Source organism: Luteibacter sp. Sphag1AF (genome assembly GCF_014192715.1).
GTDB lineage: Bacteria > Pseudomonadota > Gammaproteobacteria > Xanthomonadales > Rhodanobacteraceae > Luteibacter.
This window is the reverse complement of sequence record NZ_JACHYH010000001.1, coordinates 897,181-913,618: the sequence shown is the minus strand read 5'-3', so window position 1 is coordinate 913,618 and position 16,438 is coordinate 897,181. Positions and strand designations below refer to the sequence as shown.

At 63.3% G+C, this 16,438-nt stretch carries 17 protein-coding genes; 2 read left to right on the top strand and 15 right to left on the bottom strand.

Annotated elements, in window-relative coordinates:
• Nucleotides 1–247 precede the first annotated feature (247 nt).
• The 8 genes from dgoD to FHW69_RS04155 are packed head-to-tail and all read right to left on the bottom strand — an operon-like array spanning nucleotide 248 to nucleotide 8,326.
• The gene (gene dgoD, locus FHW69_RS04190; RefSeq protein WP_183421741.1) at nucleotides 248–1,399 is read right to left on the bottom strand and encodes a galactonate dehydratase; all 1,152 of its coding nucleotides are present in this window, start codon (nucleotides 1,397–1,399) and stop codon (nucleotides 248–250) included.
• A complete protein-coding gene (locus tag FHW69_RS04185; RefSeq protein ID WP_183421740.1) occupies nucleotides 1,396–2,013 on the bottom strand; it encodes a 2-dehydro-3-deoxy-6-phosphogalactonate aldolase in 618 nt (205 codons plus the stop codon). Before FHW69_RS04185 ends, dgoD begins: the two co-directional genes overlap by 4 nt.
• Before the next feature lie 5 nt (nucleotides 2,014–2,018).
• Nucleotides 2,019–2,831 (bottom strand): SDR family oxidoreductase, encoded by an 813-nt coding sequence (locus FHW69_RS04180; RefSeq protein ID WP_183421739.1) that lies wholly within the window; start codon nucleotides 2,829–2,831, stop codon nucleotides 2,019–2,021.
• Nucleotides 2,828–3,742 (bottom strand): SMP-30/gluconolactonase/LRE family protein, encoded by a 915-nt coding sequence (locus FHW69_RS04175; RefSeq protein WP_183421738.1) that lies wholly within the window; start codon nucleotides 3,740–3,742, stop codon nucleotides 2,828–2,830. The genes FHW69_RS04180 and FHW69_RS04175 overlap by 4 nt, the downstream gene beginning before the upstream one ends.
• Nucleotides 3,742–4,746, bottom strand: a complete 1,005-nt coding sequence (araH, locus tag FHW69_RS04170; RefSeq protein WP_183421737.1) for an L-arabinose ABC transporter permease AraH — start codon at nucleotides 4,744–4,746, stop codon at nucleotides 3,742–3,744. Before araH ends, FHW69_RS04175 begins: the two co-directional genes overlap by 1 nt.
• A gap of 2 nt (nucleotides 4,747–4,748) precedes the next feature.
• On the bottom strand, nucleotides 4,749–6,275 hold the full coding sequence (gene araG / locus FHW69_RS04165) for an L-arabinose ABC transporter ATP-binding protein AraG (protein ID WP_221195363.1): 1,527 nt from the start codon (nucleotides 6,273–6,275) through the stop codon (nucleotides 4,749–4,751).
• Nucleotides 6,275–7,264 carry an arabinose ABC transporter substrate-binding protein gene (locus FHW69_RS04160; RefSeq protein WP_183421736.1) on the bottom strand — a complete coding sequence of 330 codons (990 nt, stop codon included), beginning with the start codon at nucleotides 7,262–7,264 and terminating at the stop codon, nucleotides 6,275–6,277. Before FHW69_RS04160 ends, araG begins: the two co-directional genes overlap by 1 nt.
• A gap of 42 nt (nucleotides 7,265–7,306) precedes the next feature.
• Nucleotides 7,307–8,326 (bottom strand): 2-dehydro-3-deoxygalactonokinase, encoded by a 1,020-nt coding sequence (locus tag FHW69_RS04155; RefSeq protein WP_183421735.1) that lies wholly within the window; start codon nucleotides 8,324–8,326, stop codon nucleotides 7,307–7,309.
• Nucleotides 8,327–8,429: 103 nt separating this feature from the next.
• Between FHW69_RS04155 and FHW69_RS04150 the strand changes: the two genes are divergently transcribed.
• Nucleotides 8,430–9,299, top strand: coding sequence for a LysR substrate-binding domain-containing protein (locus FHW69_RS04150; protein ID WP_183421734.1), 870 nt, complete (start codon nucleotides 8,430–8,432; stop codon nucleotides 9,297–9,299).
• A 62-nt stretch (nucleotides 9,300–9,361) separates the two neighbouring features.
• Here the strand turns inward: FHW69_RS04150 and FHW69_RS04145 are convergent, their stop codons facing one another.
• From FHW69_RS04145 to rpsU, 7 genes are all read right to left on the bottom strand, one after another.
• Nucleotides 9,362–10,387 carry an autotransporter outer membrane beta-barrel domain-containing protein gene (locus FHW69_RS04145; protein WP_183421733.1) on the bottom strand — a complete coding sequence of 342 codons (1,026 nt, stop codon included), beginning with the start codon at nucleotides 10,385–10,387 and terminating at the stop codon, nucleotides 9,362–9,364.
• A 157-nt stretch (nucleotides 10,388–10,544) separates the two neighbouring features.
• The gene (locus FHW69_RS04140; protein ID WP_183421732.1) at nucleotides 10,545–11,603 is read right to left on the bottom strand and encodes an SDR family oxidoreductase; all 1,059 of its coding nucleotides are present in this window, start codon (nucleotides 11,601–11,603) and stop codon (nucleotides 10,545–10,547) included.
• A 94-nt stretch (nucleotides 11,604–11,697) separates the two neighbouring features.
• A complete protein-coding gene (locus tag FHW69_RS04135; protein WP_183421731.1) occupies nucleotides 11,698–12,312 on the bottom strand; it encodes a DedA family protein in 615 nt (204 codons plus the stop codon).
• 91 nt (nucleotides 12,313–12,403) lie between these two features.
• Nucleotides 12,404–14,134 carry a DNA primase gene (gene dnaG, locus FHW69_RS04130; RefSeq protein WP_183421730.1) on the bottom strand — a complete coding sequence of 577 codons (1,731 nt, stop codon included), beginning with the start codon at nucleotides 14,132–14,134 and terminating at the stop codon, nucleotides 12,404–12,406.
• Nucleotides 14,135–14,190: 56 nt separating this feature from the next.
• The gene (locus tag FHW69_RS04125; RefSeq protein ID WP_183421729.1) at nucleotides 14,191–14,364 is read right to left on the bottom strand and encodes a DUF1328 family protein; all 174 of its coding nucleotides are present in this window, start codon (nucleotides 14,362–14,364) and stop codon (nucleotides 14,191–14,193) included.
• A 111-nt stretch (nucleotides 14,365–14,475) separates the two neighbouring features.
• A complete protein-coding gene (locus FHW69_RS04120) occupies nucleotides 14,476–14,919 on the bottom strand; it encodes a GatB/YqeY domain-containing protein (protein ID WP_183421728.1) in 444 nt (147 codons plus the stop codon).
• A gap of 133 nt (nucleotides 14,920–15,052) precedes the next feature.
• On the bottom strand, nucleotides 15,053–15,268 hold the full coding sequence (gene rpsU / locus FHW69_RS04115) for a 30S ribosomal protein S21 (RefSeq protein ID WP_029213735.1): 216 nt from the start codon (nucleotides 15,266–15,268) through the stop codon (nucleotides 15,053–15,055).
• Nucleotides 15,269–15,353: 85 nt separating this feature from the next.
• On the opposite strand from rpsU, the gene tsaD reads away from it, so the two are divergent.
• A complete protein-coding gene (tsaD, locus tag FHW69_RS04110) occupies nucleotides 15,354–16,376 on the top strand; it encodes a tRNA (adenosine(37)-N6)-threonylcarbamoyltransferase complex transferase subunit TsaD (protein ID WP_343203986.1) in 1,023 nt (340 codons plus the stop codon).
• Nucleotides 16,377–16,438 lie beyond the last annotated feature (62 nt).

Below are 16,438 nucleotides of genomic sequence, written 5' to 3'. Positions count from 1 at the left end.
AGCGGGTCGGAACCGCTTTTCGCCTGCAAACGAAAGCATCGAAAAAAATGCGGAAAGAAGCAGGACGAACAAACACGAAGTGACGCGAAGCATGGCCATCAGCCCTCCATGGCTGGTTCTTGCAACGTCGGCTGCAAGTGATGGCGAAGGAGTCTAGGCGCTTACCCGTGCTGCGGAATCGCCGGGACGCGTGCGGAGACAAAGTCCTACGGGCTCATCGGCACAATCGTCGCTGAACCCGTGCGCATCACCATTCGGCAACGCTGCCGTCCTTGTGGCGCCAGAGCGGATTGCGCCAGTCGGCCGCATCTTTTGCGCGCTCGAGGATCATGGCTTCATCCAGTTCGATGCCAAGACCAGGCTTCGTCGGCGGCAGCGCGTAGCCACCATCGTCCAGCTTGAACACCTCCTTGTTCACTACATAGTCGAGCAGGTCACCGCCCTTGTTGTAGTGAATGCCGAGGCTCTGTTCCTGCAACGTGGCGTTCCAGCTCACGAAGTCCACGTGCAGGCACGCGGCGAGTGCGATCGGGCCCAGCGGACAGTGCGGTGCCAGCGCCACGTCGTACGCTTCGGCCATGCCGGCGATCTTCAGGCATTCGGTGATGCCGCCTGCGTGCGACAGGTCCGGCTGAAGGATGGCGATGCCGCCCTGTTCCAGCACGCGCTTGAACTCGAAGCGCGAGAACATCCGCTCACCCGCTGCGAGAGGGATGTGTGTCTGCGCCGCCAGGCGGGGGTAGTACTCGGCCTGCTCGGCAAGCACGGGCTCCTCGATGAACAGCGGCCGATACGGTTCCAGCTCACGGATAAGCACCCTGGCCATGGGCGCCGAGACGCGGCCGTGGAAGTCCAGGCCGAACTCGATGTCGTTGCCGAACGCCTGGCGGATTTCGGCCACGCGCGCCACGGCAGCATCCACCGCCTTGCTCGAATCAATGATGCCCATCTCTTCGCAGCCGTTCATCTTGAACGTGTCGAAACCAACGGACATGCGTTGACGGATATGTTCGATGACATCGGCCGGGCGATCACCGCCCACCCAGCAGTACGTCTTCATGCGGTCACGCACGCGGCCGCCCAGCAGTTCGTAAACGGGCGCGTTGAGCACCTTGCCCTTGATGTCCCACAGCGCCTGGTCGATACCGGCGATGGCGCTCATGAACACGGCGCCGCCGCGATAAAATCCGCCGCGATACATCGCCTGCCAGAGGTCGTTGATGCGCGCCGGGTCCTGCCCGATGATGAACTCACTGAGTTCATGCACGGCCGCTTCCACGGTTTTTGCGCGCCCTTCCACAACAGGCTCGCCCCAGCCAGTAACGCCTTCGTCAGTTTCTACCTTGACGAACATCCAGCGCGGCGGAACGCGATAAGTGGTGACTCGGGTGATCTTCATGGGTGGCAGCTACGGTAGGCGTGGATGAAAGCGTCAGCGCGTTCGCGGGTGACTTCGGGAGACTGGCCCGGCTTGTACAGGTCGCTGCCCAGTCCCGCGCCAATGCAGCCGGCAGCGATGAACTCATGCAGGTTCTCCGGCGTGACGCCTCCGACGGCCAGCAAGGGCACGTCCTTCGGAAGCACGGCGCGAATGGCCTTGATGTATGCCGGGCCGTAGATCGTGGCCGGAAACAGCTTCAGTGACTGCGCACCCGCTTTCAGCGCAGCAAACGCCTCGCTGGGCGTGGAGAAGCCGATGGCGGTGTACATGCCGCAATCACGGGCCTGGGCGATCACGGCAGGATCGGTGTTGGGCGTCACCATGAGTTTGCCGCCCAGGCTTGCCACCGCCATGGCGTCTTCCGGGGTCAGTACCGTGCCCGCGCCAATCAGCGCCTTGTCGCCAAAGCGGGCCACGGCGGCAGAGATGCTGAGGCTCCAGTCGGGCGAGTTGAGCGGGATTTCGATGGCATCGAACCCGGCATCCATCAGCGCGCCAACGTGGGCCAGCGTCTCTGGCGGCGTGATGCCGCGCAAAATGGCGATAAGAGGAAGGGCAGTGGGCCAGGTCATCTCGGTCACTCGTGGTAGAGCTGTGATCGGCCGCCATCAATGAGGATGTCGGTGGCGTTGATGAAGCGTGCTTCGTCGCTGGCCAGGAAGAGGGCGGTATAGGCCACTTCGTCCGGCTCACCGATGCGTTTGGTCGGAAGGATGTCTGCCTGGCGCTTCTTCTCGGCGGCCGGATCGGCTGCGGCGGCAAAGCCGGCCTCGGCGATGGCCGTGAGGATGAGACCCGGCGAAATGGAATTCACCCGCACGCCCTGCGCCGCGTACTGGATACCCAGCGCGCGCGTGAGGCCGATCAGCCCATGTTTGGCGACCGGATACGGGAAACAGTTGGGGATGATCTTGTGACCGTGCACGGAGGCGATGTTGACGATGCTGCCTGCCTTGCCCGCGAGCATGTGCGGCAGCACCGCTTTGGCGCAGTTCCATGCACCCTTGAGGTCCACCTCAAAACAACGCGACCACTCATCGTCGCTCAGCGCCAGGGGATCGTTGAAGACATTGATGCCTGCGTTGTTCACCAGCACGTCGGGCGGGCCGAATCGCTGCACGGTGGCGTCCACCATGCGGGCGATGGCAGCCGTATCGGTCACGTCTGCCTGAAAAAGCATGGCATCAGCTGTGCCGATGGCGTCCAGTGTTTCACGCGCGGCGGCGTTGTCTTCCAGCACGTTGATGACGACCTTCGCGCCATGCGCGGCAAACAGGCGGGCTGTCGCCGCGCCGATGCCCTGCGCTGCGCCGGTGACGATGGCCACCTTGCCTGCGAGCCTCGGCAGCGGGGTGATGCGCGGGTCCGCGCGATGAGCCGATGCGGTCATGCGTGCGAGGCCTGTGACGCGTGGCCGTAGCGACTTTCACGGAGGCCCCGTCCCGTCGGCGCCTTGCCAAGAAACACGGCGCCGTGCAGCGGATGGGACGAAAGCTCCAGATCTTCCAGGCCCTGACGCGCAGACGTGATGGCAAGCTGATCGAGTTCGTGGCCTACGAAGGCGACGCAACTCGGCTGGCGCGCATCCACGTGCACGACGGTATCCATGCGGCCATCAGGTGCGTAGCGCACCACGCGCGATGCGCCCCACTGGGCATTCCACAGGAAGCCGTCGGCATCCACGGTGGAGCCATCGGGCTCACCACCCAGTGTGGGGTCCAGTTCGGCGAATCCACGGATGCGGTCGATGTCGCCCGTGCGTCCGTCGTAGTCGCAGGCCATGATGCGCAGCGTCGGCGAATCGGTGAAGTACATCGTTTCGCCATCCGGGCTGAAGCAGATGCTGTTGGTGATGGCGGCCTTGGGCAACGCAAGCCGGCTCAGCACGCCCTGCGCGCTGTAGCGGTAGAACGAGGCGATCTTGTCGCTGCCGCCTTCGTTGAGCGTGCCGAACACGAGATTGCCTGAGCGGTCGCAGCGACCATCGTTGGCACGGGTGAACGGCACTTCCGGCTCGATGTCTTCAAGCACCACGAGCTGACCTGTCGCGGTGTCGAAACGGGCGAGCTGGTTCTCCAGCGCGAGCAGAAGATGACCGGGGCGATGAGTCAGGGCAAAGCAGGCCAGGCGCGCGGGAAGCGCCCAGTCGCGGCTCTCGCCCGTTGCCGGATCAAACTGCCACAGACGGGAAGCGTGGATGTCCGTCCAGCGGATAACGCCACACAGGTCGTCCCAGAGCACGCCTTCGGCGAGCGCGTGGCGGGAAGGGCCGAGTGGATGAAACGGAGAGGTTTGATTCATTAGCGGGACTGCCGGCGATTCTTGAGCTGGTCGACCAGCACGGCGATCAGGAGGATCGTGCCGCGCACGAGGTACTGATAGAACGCATCAATGTTCATCAGACTCATCGCATTCTGCACAGTTCCCATGATGAGAACGCCAACGAGCACGCCGCTGATGCTGGCCCGGCCACCCATCAGGGACACGCCGCCCAGCACGCATGCGGAGATCACGTTCAGCTCGAAGCCTTCACCCGCATTGGGCTGGCCGCTGGTCATGCGCGACGCGAGGATGATGCCGGCGAGCGCGGCCACCGCGCCCTGGATCAGGAAGATCATGATGCGCGTGCGGTCCACCGATACGCCCGCCAGCCGGGCCGCATCCGGATTGCCGCCGATGGCCAGCGTGTTGCGACCGTAGATCGTCTTGTTGAGCAATACGCCAAACAGCACGAAGCAGGCGAGCGTGACCCATACCGGCGCAGGAAGACCGAAAAGGATGGCGCTGCCGATGCTGAAGAATGCTTCGTTTGATACACCGACTGCCTGGCCCTGCGACGAGATGAACGCGAGACCGCGTACGATCTCCATGGTGGCCAGCGTGGTGATGAGGGCATTGATCTTCAGCTTGGCGATCACCGTGCCGTTCACGAAGCCAATCACGGCGCCTGCCACCAGCGCCGCGGCTATGCCGAGCGTCACGCTGCCGGTGGCATTGGACACGATGGCACAGAGCACGCCGGCAAACGCCACCGTCGATCCTACCGACAGGTCGAAATCACGCGAGGCCAGGCAGAACATCATCGTGCAGGCGACCATGCCGATCTGCGACACGGAAAGCGCGAGGCCAACGACGTTGTCCCACGAGAAGAAATATTCCACCGTGCAGCTCAGTACGGCGAACAGGGCAACGAAAATGAGAATCAGGCTGTAGTCATCGACGAACTGCCAGAGGGCAGCGTTGCGGCGCGCGGGCTGGCTACCTGCCGCAGGGTCCAGGGCCGTGGCGGTGTTGCGGTCAGTCATGGTCAGGCGGTCCTCGTGGAATGCATGCTCGGTTGCGCCGCGCCTTCGGGCAGCGCCCGGCCGAGCACCGCTTCTTCGTTGGCTTCGTGGCGCGCAAACTGGCCGGTGATGCGACCACCACACATCACGATGACACGGTCGGACACACCCAGTACTTCGGGCAGTTCGCTCGATACCATCACGATGGCTACGCCGCGTTCGGCCAGTTCGTACAGCACGTTGTAGATTTCGTTTTTTGCGCCCACGTCGATGCCGCGTGTGGGTTCGTCCACGATCAGCACGCGGAGGTCTTTCTCCGCCAGCCAGCGGGAGAGCACGGCTTTCTGCTGATTGCCGCCCGACAGAAGACGGATCTCCTGGCGACGGTGCGGCGTACGGATGCGCAGGCGCTGGATGAAGCTGTCGGCTGTGCGGGCTTCGTTGGCATCATTGACGAACAGGCCCGCGCGAAGGTGATTGCGACGCGCGCTGATGTTGATGTTCTCTGCAACCGAGCGCACACCGATGATGCCGTCTTCCTTGCGGTCTTCCGGGCAGAACATCAGTCCGGAACGGATGGATGAACGGATGTCCGACGGGCGCAGCGTCGTGCCGTCGATGGCTACCGTGCCACTTTCGCGGCGGTCGGCACCGTACACCAGGCGCATCGCTTCGCTGCGACCCGCGCCCACCAGTCCGAAGAAGCCAACGATTTCGCCAGCGCGCACGTCGAAGCTGACCGGCTCCTTCACCGCGTGACCGGTCAGATTGCGCACGGCCAGCCGCACGTCGCCCTGTGCGCGTTCGCGGTAACCGAAAATGTCGGAGATTTCGCGGCCTACCATGCGCTGAACCAGCATGTCGCGGGTAACGCCTTCCAGCGTGTCGAAGTCGGCGACTTTACGGCCGTCGCGGAAGATCGTGGCGGCGTCGCACAGCTCGAAGATTTCATCCAGGCGGTGCGAAATGTAGATCATGGCCTTGCCCTGCGCCTTCAGGTCGCGGACGAGGCGGAACAGCACGTCGGTTTCACGGTGTGACAGTGAGCTGGTCGGTTCGTCCAGTGCGAGGATCTTTGCATCGCGCAGCACGGCCTTGCAGATTTCGACCATCTGGCGCTGTCCGATGGACAACTGCTTCAGTCGCGTCCGGGGATCAAGATCGACGCCGAGGGCATCCAGTTTCTCACGCGTCCACGCCAGCGCGCGGCCACGATCCACGAGGCCAAAGCGCGTGGGGAGGCGGCCGAGAAGCAGATTCTCCATGACCGTCAGTTCGGGAACGTATTGCAGTTCCTGGTGAATGATCGCCACACCTGCGTCGATGGCGTCAGCGGCGGAGCGGAACGCGCGGGGCTGGCCATCAATGACCAGCTGGCCCTCATTGGGAATGTATTCGCCGCCCAGGATTTTCATCATGGTCGACTTGCCCGCGCCATTCTCGCCGAGCAGGCCGTGCACGCCTCCGGCGCGCACGGCGAAGCTCACGTCCGACAGCGCACGTACGCCGGGGAACGTCTTGCCAATACCCTGGAACTGAAGAAACGACATCAGAGGCCCATTTCCTTGCGCACTTCGGTGGCGTTGTCGCGCGTGACCAGCTTGCCGGTGGTGAGGGTGAGCATCGGCGGCGCCTTGTTGCTGGTGATCCAGTTGTACATGTTCATCGAGGTCTCGTAGCCGTGACGCTTCGGGCTGATGAGCACGCTGCCGAAGAAGCCGGTGGGCTGCGCCTTGGCAAACTCGTTCAGTGCCGAGCGGCTGCCACCGATACCGACACCGATCACGTTGTCCGCACGGAAACCACGACCTTCCGCCGCACGTACCGCGCCGAGCACGGCTTCGTCGTTCAGGCCGAAGGCGACCCAATGCTTGAAGTTCGGATGCTGGGTGATGGCGATGTTCGCGGCGTTGAATGCGTTTTCTGTGTCGGTTTTGGCTTCCGGCGCGGTGACCACATTGGCTTTCGGGAAGCCGGCGGCGGTCAGCGCCGCAACGGCACCATCGGTGCGGTCACGGGCCGTGGGCAACTGGTCGTACGAAATGCGCAGCGCACCGGTTTCTTCCGGTTTCCAGCCGCGTTTTTTCATTTCAGCGGCGATGGCCTCGCCTACCTGTTCGCCGATCTTGCTTGCGGAGATACCCATGTGCGGCACGGCCTCGATGGGCTTGCCGGAACCATCCACGAGCCGGTCATCGACCGTCATCAGCTTGAGATTGTTGATCTTCGCCTTCGCGACGATGGACGGGCCGAGCTTCACGTCGGGCGTGCAGATGATGAAGCCCTGGGCATGCTGGGCCTTCAGGTTGTCGATGGCGGTCAGCACCTGGTCGCCGCTGGGCGCGCCAATCTTCACCAGAGTGAAGCCTTTCTCTTTGGCTGCCTGTTCGGCGTACTTCCATTCGTCCTGGAACCAGGGTTCCTCGGGCTGCTTGACCACGAAGCCGATTTTCACGGTGTCGGCAGCAAAGGCGGGAGCACTGGCCATGGCCAGGGCGACGGCGAGTGCGCGCATTGCAAGAGCGAATCGGATTTTCATACTTCCTCCCTCGTAGGATCGTTCGTCACGCTAAGCCGGGCATCAGCCAGGCGCGTGCTCATGGGGTGCGACCAGACCACGTGCGCGGGCGACGGCGATGACGCCATGACCTGCGAGGTCGCGCTGTTCGTCGTCGCTCAATACGGTGACGGCGCCGGAGAAGAAATCGTCGCCTTCCACCAGCAGCGCGATGGCTTCGCGCAGGATGGGTTTGCCACTCACCACGAAGCGCGTACCGGGGCTCATGCGGATGGCGCTGGAATTCTTCAGCGTGAGAAGATCAGAGCCGAGCACTGCACCCAGCAAGAAGTTGGCGCGTGCGTTGGCGTCGTACACCGCGAACTGGTCAAGAATGCGTACGCTGAAGCAGGCGCGTCCGAGCCCGATCTGCCTGGCAGAACGGGCACCGGTCAGAAGCATCTCTTTGTCGATGCGCTTGGCGAAACCATCTTTCAGCGAGCTGGCGAGAATCGTGTCGTGCGAAATCACATGAAGCAGTTCGCCTGCCAGGGTGGTGACGCAGCCGGCGATGCGTTGCGATCCGTCGATACTCACGAATTTGGAGTGCGACCCCGGAAGCACGATCACGGCGGGTTCGCGGATGTCGAGCCGCTGCACGAGCGCAAAGGACTCGACCTCCTCGCCGCGCATCATGTCCATGGCCTCGCAGTTGTGCAGGCCGATGTGTTCCACGTTGTTGCGCACGCCGGGAACGAACCAGATGGGCCGCTTCCATACGCCGGGAATGATCGACTCGCGCATGCCGCTGGCCAGTGCATCCAGACTGACAGGGGCGGTGACATGGGGAATTTCGCACAGGCCCATGTTCGAGGTAATCATGCCGGACGCGAGCACCAGCTCCACCTCGTCCTCGTGAACGCCTGCGTTCGCCAGCGCCTCTTCGATGGTCGCGCGTACCGCGCCTTCCAGCTTGTCGCGGTTGCCGGTGATGGCGGTGTCGCGAACGCCAACCTGGCGAGCCGCGTTGGCCACAACCTGACCGTTGTGCCAGAGACAGACCCGGGTGTTCGTCGTGCCGGTGTCGATGGTGAGGATGTTCATGCGCTGTCCGCTATGTATCGCGGCGGATTGTTGGCAGCGGCGTCAGGCGTGGCAAACTAGATTTCGTCGGGGGCTTCCCCAAGTTTTTCTTAATGAGTATGCGATGAAGCGTTCGCTTCCCCTCAATGCGCTGCGTGTGTTTGAGCTTGCAGCGCAGCATTTGAGCTTCACCAAAGCCGGGGAAGAGTTGTCGCTGACCGCCGCTGCTGTGAGTCAGCAAGTGAAGTTGCTCGAATCGTGGCTTGGTATGCCGCTGTTTGTGCGAAGCAACAACAGGCTGTCACTGACGCCGGCCGGTGAAAATTATTTTCCCCGCATCCGCGAAGGATTTCGTGCGTTGCAACACGCGACCGACCAGCTTCTGGATCACCAGAACGCGTCGTTGCGGGTGTTGGTGCCCCCGACATTTGGCACGAAGTGGCTCGTGCCGCGTCTGTTCCGCTTCTTCGATCGCTACCCGGACATCGGCGTGGAAGTGGTCACGGACGGTCAGCCAGATGCCTCAGGGTGGGATATCGCCATTGATGACCGGCTCTCCGAAGGCAGCGATCAGGTGCTTTTGGTCAGTACGGGATACACGCCTGTGTGCAGCCCCGCGCTCGCCGGGGGATTGCACGGCCCCTCCGATCTGGCCGCCCATACGCTGCTGCACGAACGGCAGAATCGTCGCGCCGCTCCGTCGCCCGGTTGGGATCAGTGGCTTGCGCGCGGCGGCATGGATCTCGGTGACGTGTCACGTGAGATGGGATTTGGCGACGGCACCATGATGTTGCAGGCCGCCATTGAAGGGCAGGGCGTGGCGCTGGCGCAGGAGTTGCTGGTGGCCTACGACGTGGCCGCAGGGCGTCTTGTGCAACCGTTCCAGATGGATGTCCCGCTGCGTCACGCCTATTACCTGTGCGTGGCGCGGGATGCGCAGGGGCGTCCGGAAACGGACATCTTCCGTGAGTGGCTGTTCGCCGAAGTGGCTTAGCTGCCGGGCTACACAGGGTCAGTCTCACGGCCGTGGCCGTGGGACTGACCCTGCGCCGGTTATCAGAACATGCGACGCATGCCGGCGGAGGCCACGGCGGCCTGCACGTCACCGCGCGCAGCCTTGGCGTCCACATTCAGATACCAGCTCCAGTGGTCGCTGAATTCAGTATTCATGCCGACGCCAACCCATGCAGAGCGTCGTGGCATGTTCACGCCTGACGCCACGAAGCTGGCGTCCGGCGTGCCTTCGAACGATGCATTGAACGTCAGCGCGTTGCCGGTGGCGATCTGCTGATACAGGGCATAGGCGTGCCAGGTGGTGTCGCCACCGCGCCAGGACCACACACGCGACATACGCACGCCGACCTGTGCCGTGAGCTGGCCATACGATGCACTGGCGGCCTGAATGCCGAGATCGCCTGCGCCTTCTTCACGGAAAGCATCCCGCTTCAGGCGGTCGTAGTTCAGCGCGATGAACGGCATCCAGATGGTGTGTCCGGCATAGCCGCGCAGACCGCTTTCGATGCGGGCGGAGCCCAGCGTATCGGTGCGCGAGCTGTTCGTGTGCAGCGTCAGCGTGCCGACGTCTGGAACACGCGTGGCGCTGGTGTCGGCGTCGATGCTGGCACCGCCTGCGGTCGCCGTGGCATACCAGGTTTCGCCTTCCAGCTTGCCGTAAACCGTGGCGCCTGTGCTCTTGGCCTTGGCGCGCCCGGGCAAATGGTCGAAATCGGCGGACGAGCTGTCGGCCTGAACAACGATGCCGACGAGGCCGTTTTCGCCCACCTGCATGTCTGCACCGATCATCAGGCCGTGGGCGTTGTAGCTGCCCTTGTCGTAGCCACGTTTTTCGAGGTCGCCGCTGCCATCCGTGAGCCCAGCCCACACACCGCCACCATCAGCAGGCGTGATCGCGGTCAGGCGATCGGAAATCGTGTGCTGGGTGCGTTCGGCCTGATCCAGAACCAGTGCCTGAGACGAAACGTGAATCTCGGCCGGAGAGGTCTGTGCTCTTGCTGCGCCGGCCGTGAAGGCCAGTGCCACACACATCGCTGCCGCCAGCTCGCGTCGATGCGAGCATTCCATGAACACCATTGCAGTCCCCTGTCATTCCTTCCATCGAGCGCCGCGCCGCAGGCGGGCCGCCATTCCGGCGCCGATGGTCGCACAAATGGCCGGGGTGACGAAGTGGCGGGCCCGGACATCCGTCACAGGATGGAAGGTTGTGAGCGCCGCGAAAGAGTCATGAGGCGGGGTAATACCAGCGGATCAGCCGGGTAAGCATCTTTTCGTCCATCTGGGGCACCCTCGCGGGGGCATGGATGGCTTCATCCAGTTTCGTGCGCTCGAAGGACCAGGAGCCGTCGGCGAAAAACTTGTTGACCGCAATGGATGCATTGATGGCTTGATCGATATCGGACACGGGTGCGCCAAACGTTACCCGCACGCCTGCGTGTCGTCCGACAAGCTGAAGCATCCGAAGCGTGCTCAGCAGTTTTCCGGTCGATGAATGAAACACCTCGAAGGCGTAGCCCTGATCGTCGCGCTGACTGAGCGCCACCGCATCGGCTATCACCTGATCCACGGGTACGAGGTCAGGGTGACCCTCCAGTGACAGATCCAGTTGCAGGGAGTGGTGGCCTGCCTTGCCTGCCTCCACGATAGCGGAGGCAAACATGTAAAAGGCATAGTCATTGCGCACGCACCATCCCGTGCGCGCGTGTCCCACGACCGCTGTGGGACGGAACAGCGTCACGGGCACGCGGGGCGCTGCATGCATGCTGCGAAGCATGTGCTCCGCACCCCACTTGGTCATCTGGTACGCATTGAAGCAGGGATTGGAGGCGGCGAGCTTCTCGGGTACCACCGGCACGTTCGCGCCTACGGTGTACGCGGTGGACATGTGATAGAAGCGCTTGCAGGCGGGCGCTTCCGTGTTGACTCTGTCATAGAGGATCGCCGTGTCTGCGACATTGGTGTCGAACGACGCCTGGATATGGCGGAACGAATAGCGCATGTCGGCCGCACAATGCCACACGAGGTTCACCTTGCGCAGTGTGCTGTCGTCCACGGCATCGGGCAGTCGTTGATCCGCAGCATTGATCACTGTAAGTCGCGCCATCGCCTCGTCGTTCGCAGGAAGCTCGAAACCCGCGATGGCTTCGGCGATGGCATCGCGCGTGCGTTGCCCGTCTGGATCGTTGCGCGACACGGCCACAACGTGATCGCCGGCATGCAGCATGGATGCCGCCAGTGCGCTTCCCACAAAGCCCGTGGCGCCGGTAACAAGTATCGTCTGCATGGCCGGTGGCTCATCTGGCACGATGGCATCCGATACTAGGCGCCGCACGAGGGCGGGCGTATATGGCGTTGGTTGTAGGTGCGCCTGGCGCGGGTCAGCAGCAGTTCTTTTTCTTCTTGCTGCGCCACCAGAGCACGCTGATCACAACGACCAGTACGGCCAGCCCGATCCACAGACTGGTTTGCCCGCGCTTGATCCACGTGGTCAGCCATTCATGATTGTTGGCACCGAAATAACCCAGATACACCCAGATGGGCACGCTGATCAGTGCAGCGAAGCCATCGAGGACGAAAAAGCGCAGGAATGTCACCCGGTGCGTCGCGCCTGCGGTGATGTACACAGCCGTACGCATGCCAGGCAAGAAGCGGGCGAAGAACATGAGGCGATTGCCGTAGCGCTCGAACTTCTCCTGCACCTTCGCGTAGCGCGCCGGGGTGAGCAGTCGTGCGACAAACCTCAGCTTGAGAATGCGCGAGCCGTAGTGGCGGCCAAGCAGGAACATGGTTGAGTCGCCCAGGAGCACGCCCACCATCGCAATGGCCACCATCGTGTGCACGTTGCCGTAACCTAAGCCCGTGATGATGCCGCCGGCCACCAGCGTGATGTCTTCAGGCAGCGGCGCTCCCGCGCCACACAGCATCAGGGCGAGGAAGACGGCCGCATAGCCGTTCTCGCCAAAAATCTCTACGAGTCGTTGAAGCAGATCCATCAGCGTCGCTCGTGCCCTGTGCTTGCCGGGCCATTATCAGGTTCGGTGGGCGATGATCCCACGGAATGCATTACGAGCGCGCACCCGAGCGTCATTCTTCAACAGTCCTGACCACACGTGCTGCCAGCAATACCCGCAGCTCGGCCTTCTCCGTGTCATCGAGTACGCTTTCGCGGCTCTTGGCGATCAACGCCTCGCGGCGCTGCACCACGGCCTGATGCTGCATCTGGCGCAGTGCGTCCATGAATTCCACCTTCTGCATCTCCGCTTCGCCGATGACATCAGCGTGAGCGAGCTTTTGCAGGGAGGCGTACTCGGGGCGGTCCACGAACTGCTCCACCAGCAGGGCAGGATTGATGCCGGGGCGCGCACGGGCGATGTCGATCAATTCGGCAAGCAATGGCACGCCAGGTTTGTCCAGGCGCAGGAACGGGTAGGGCGTTTCCACTTCTTCGGCCATGGCCGGCTGCGCGAGCAGCAGCGTGATGGCGGTGCGGACAAGGCTGCGCTGCACGGCCGCGTTGCGTGGGGCGTGGCGGACGGGCTTCTCAGGTTCCAGCACGGCGCGGGCGCCGGTGCGGCGTTCCAGTTCCTGCGCCATCAGATCGCGGAAGGCGCCATCGGGGAATTTGGCAATCAGGGGGCGTGCGCGCTCGGCAAGGCGTGCACGTCCGTCCAGGCGGGTGACATCGACGTCGCGCGCCAGTTCCTCGAAGAAGTACTCCGACAGCGGCATGGCGTCCTTCATGCGCTTCTCGAAGCCGTCTTTGCCCTCCTTGCGCACCAGCGTGTCCGGATCTTCGCCGTCGGGCAAAAACAGGAAGAACGCCTGGCGTCCGTCGCGCATGCGCGGAAGCACGGATTCCAGCGCGCGCCACGCTGCGGCTTTGCCTGCACGGTCGCCGTCGAAGCAGAAGAACACGTCGGGGGCCGCACGGAACAGCACTTCGGCGTGATCGGGCGTGGTCGCCGTGCCCAGTGTGGCGACGGCGATGGGAAGTCCTGCCTGATGCAGCGCGATGACGTCCATGTAGCCTTCCACCACCATGATGCGAGTGAGGGTCTGGTTGGCCTGCTTGACCTGCCACAGCGCGAAAAGCTCGCGGCCTTTGTGAAACAGCGGCGTCTCGGGTGAATTGAGATATTTCGGACTCTGCTCGGCCGACAGCACGCGTCCGCCAAAAGCGATCACGCGTCCGCGCCGGTCCAAGATGGGAAACATGACCCGTTCGCGGAAGCGGTCGTAGCGCGAGCCGCGCTCATTGCTGGCGACCATGCCCGCTTCGTTGAGCAGCTGGCGACGACGGTCGTTGGTGCCCAGCGCCTTCATCACGCCGTCAAAACCGGCGGGAGCCCAGCCAATGCGGAAGCGCTTGATGGTCTCAGGATCGAGCCCACGGCGGTCCACGTAGGCGGTTGCCTCCGGACTGTTGCCCAGTTCCTTCTGATAGAAGGTCGCGCAATCGTCCAGCAGGCCGTAGAGATCGGTCTTGTCTTCCCTTGGCGCGTTGTCGCGACCGCCCTCGTAAGGGACTTTCAGGCCCGCCGACTGGGCCAGTTCCTCGATGGCGTCCGGAAATTCCAGGCGCTCGTAGTCCATCAGGAATTTGATGGCGCTGCCGTGGGCCCCGCAGCCGAAGCAGTGGAAGAACTGCTTCTGGGGGCTGACGTAGAACGAGGGCGAGCGCTCATTGTGGAACGGGCAGCACGCCGTCCATTCGCGGCCCGCCTTTTTCAGCGGGACGCGCCGTTCGATCACGTCGACGATGTCGACGCGGGCGAGCAGTTCGTCAATGAAGCTGTCAGGAATTCGGCCACGCATAAGACGACTAGGATGCCATGCGGTGCACCCGATGGGAGCACCGCATGGCGCCCCCGTCAGAATGCGAGGTGGAGCACTCCGAAGATCGCCAGCAGGGCAATCAGGAAGAGGATCAGGAAGATGGCAAAGCAGATTTTGGCAATCGTGGCTGCCGCGCCGGAGATCCGGCCGAAGCCGAGAGCGCCGGTAATGAGCGCGATAAGACCGAAGATGATGGCGAACTTGAGCATGGGTTCCTCCTTTTGGAAGCGGAGGATGCGCAGGCTTCCGTGCCGATGCCGTGAAGTAGTGGGGGGGATGCCGCCGTCAGCCAGGGCCCGAGGCGGCATCCCGGCCATGCGTCAGGCGAGCTTTGCCTTCACTTTTTGCGCGACCGTGCCCATGTCGGCGCGGCCGGCGGCCTTTTCCTTCACCAGGGCGACGACCTTGCCCATGTCGCGCGCCGAGGTGGCGCCCGATTCGGTGATCGCGGTCGCAATGACCGCATCCAGCTCGTCGTCGGAGAGCTTGGCGGGCAGGTAAGCGTCGATCACGCTCATTTCGAAGCGCTCGATATCGGCGAGATCGCTGCGGTTGGCCTTGTCGAACTGGTCGATGGAGTCGCGGCGCTGCTTCTGCATCTTTTCGAGCACGGTGAGCACGTCGGTGTCGGTCAGCTCAATGCGCTCGTCCACTTCGCGACGCTTGATTTCCGCCTGCACAAGGCGGATGACGCCCAGCCGCGGCTTGTCGCCGCTACGCATGGCGTTCTTCATGTCATCGGTAAGCTGTTGTTTCAGGGACATAATATTCTCCGGAACGACGAAAAGCCGGCTTTGCCATGGGCAAAGCCGGCTCGGGAGTTCGCCATGCGTACGGCGGCCGCGTTACCGCGCCTGCCGTTGGTCACACCTGCCCTGTAAGATAGGGCAGACGGGATCAGTACATGCGGGTCCGACGCGTGGTATCACGCGAAAGGCGACGCAGGTGACGCTTCACAGCAGCGGCGCGCTTGCGCTTACGCTCCTGAGTGGGCTTTTCGTAAAATTCGCGCTTGCGCGTTTCGGCCAGCACGCCAGCCTTTTCGCACGTACGCTTGAAGCGGCGAAGGGCAAGCTCAAACGGCTCGTTCTCGCGGACTTTAACGCTCGGCATGGAAACTCCACTAATGTTTAAACTGACCCGTGAGATCGGGCGAGCCGTGGATTATAACGTGACCGAACAGAATTTTTCAAAGCCCATATTGGGAATCGAGACCTCCTGCGATGAAACAGGGGTCGCCTTGCTGCGCTGGGACCCTGAAAAACCCGGTCGCGGGCTGCTTTCCCATGCGCTTTTCAGCCAGATTGCGCTGCACGCCCAGTACGGCGGCGTGGTGCCGGAACTGGCCAGTCGCGACCATGTCCGCAAGCTGTTGCCGCTGGTCAGGGAGGCCTTGAAGGAGGCCGGGCTGACCACGGCGGACCTGGGCGGCGTGGCCTATACGGCCGGCCCCGGCCTGGTCGGGGCCCTTCTGGTCGGCGCCTCGGCGGCCCGTGCCATGGCGTGGGCGCTGGGTGTGCCGGCCATCGGCGTGCACCATATGGAAGGGCATCTGCTGGCCCCGCTGCTGGAAGACGACCCGCCGGAAACGCCCTTTGTGGCGCTGCTGGTGTCGGGTGGCCACTCCATGCTGGTGGAAGTGAAGGCCATCGGCGAGTACCGCATCCTCGGTGACACCCTGGATGACGCTGCGGGCGAAGCCTTCGACAAGACCGCCAAGATGATGGGCCTGCCGTACCCCGGCGGCCCCGCCCTCGCGAAGCTGGCCGAGCAGGGCACGCCGGGCAAATTCCGCTTCTCGCGCCCGATGACCGACCGTCCCGGCCTGGATTTCAGCTTCTCTGGCCTGAAAACGCAGGTGCTGCTGGCCTGGCAGGCCAGTGATGGCAGCGACCAGACCCGCGCGGATATCGCCCGTGGCTTCCAGGAAGCCATTGTCGACACCCTGGCCATCAAGTGCCGTCGCGCCCTTGCTGCCACGGGAGCGCAGCGCCTCGTGATCGCCGGTGGCGTGGGTGCCAACAAGCGCCTGCGCGAGCAACTGGCGCAGGCCGCCAGTGAGGACGGTTTCAAGGTGTATTTCCCGCGTCTGGCGTTCTGCACGGACAACGGCGCGATGATCGCCCTGGCGGGAGCCATTCGTCTGGCCGCCGGCCAGCATCAGGACGAAACCATCGAGGTGCATCCGCGCTGGAGCCTCGAATCGCTGCCTGCCGCCTGAAAAAGCGGCACGCGCTCTTGCGAAACGGGTCGGCCTCGCCGACCCTGTAGGACTCCGGATTT

Excerpts from the sequence above, each read along its gene's own strand:
- FHW69_RS04145 (WP_183421733.1), bottom strand. The coding sequence starts at position 10,387 with ATGGAATGCTCGCATCGACGCGAGCTGGCGGCAGCGATGTGTGTGGCA.
- FHW69_RS04185 (WP_183421740.1), bottom strand. The coding sequence starts at position 2,013 with ATGACCTGGCCCACTGCCCTTCCTCTTATCGCCATTTTGCGCGGCATC.
- FHW69_RS04160 (WP_183421736.1), bottom strand. The coding sequence starts at position 7,264 with ATGAAAATCCGATTCGCTCTTGCAATGCGCGCACTCGCCGTCGCCCTG.
- FHW69_RS04125 (WP_183421729.1), bottom strand. The coding sequence starts at position 14,364 with ATGCTCAAGTTCGCCATCATCTTCGGTCTTATCGCGCTCATTACCGGC.
- araH (WP_183421737.1), bottom strand. The coding sequence starts at position 4,746 with ATGACTGACCGCAACACCGCCACGGCCCTGGACCCTGCGGCAGGTAGC.
- FHW69_RS04180 (WP_183421739.1), bottom strand. The coding sequence starts at position 2,831 with ATGACCGCATCGGCTCATCGCGCGGACCCGCGCATCACCCCGCTGCCG.
- FHW69_RS04140 (WP_183421732.1), bottom strand. The coding sequence starts at position 11,603 with ATGCAGACGATACTTGTTACCGGCGCCACGGGCTTTGTGGGAAGCGCA.
- dgoD (WP_183421741.1), bottom strand. The coding sequence starts at position 1,399 with ATGAAGATCACCCGAGTCACCACTTATCGCGTTCCGCCGCGCTGGATG.
- FHW69_RS04175 (WP_183421738.1), bottom strand. The coding sequence starts at position 3,742 with ATGAATCAAACCTCTCCGTTTCATCCACTCGGCCCTTCCCGCCACGCG.
- FHW69_RS04135 (WP_183421731.1), bottom strand. The coding sequence starts at position 12,312 with ATGGATCTGCTTCAACGACTCGTAGAGATTTTTGGCGAGAACGGCTAT.
- rpsU (WP_029213735.1), bottom strand. The coding sequence starts at position 15,268 with ATGCCGAGCGTTAAAGTCCGCGAGAACGAGCCGTTTGAGCTTGCCCTT.
- FHW69_RS04150 (WP_183421734.1), top strand. The coding sequence starts at position 8,430 with ATGAAGCGTTCGCTTCCCCTCAATGCGCTGCGTGTGTTTGAGCTTGCA.
- araG (WP_221195363.1), bottom strand. The coding sequence starts at position 6,275 with ATGTCGTTTCTTCAGTTCCAGGGTATTGGCAAGACGTTCCCCGGCGTA.
- dnaG (WP_183421730.1), bottom strand. The coding sequence starts at position 14,134 with ATGCGTGGCCGAATTCCTGACAGCTTCATTGACGAACTGCTCGCCCGC.
- FHW69_RS04120 (WP_183421728.1), bottom strand. The coding sequence starts at position 14,919 with ATGTCCCTGAAACAACAGCTTACCGATGACATGAAGAACGCCATGCGT.
- FHW69_RS04155 (WP_183421735.1), bottom strand. The coding sequence starts at position 8,326 with ATGAACATCCTCACCATCGACACCGGCACGACGAACACCCGGGTCTGT.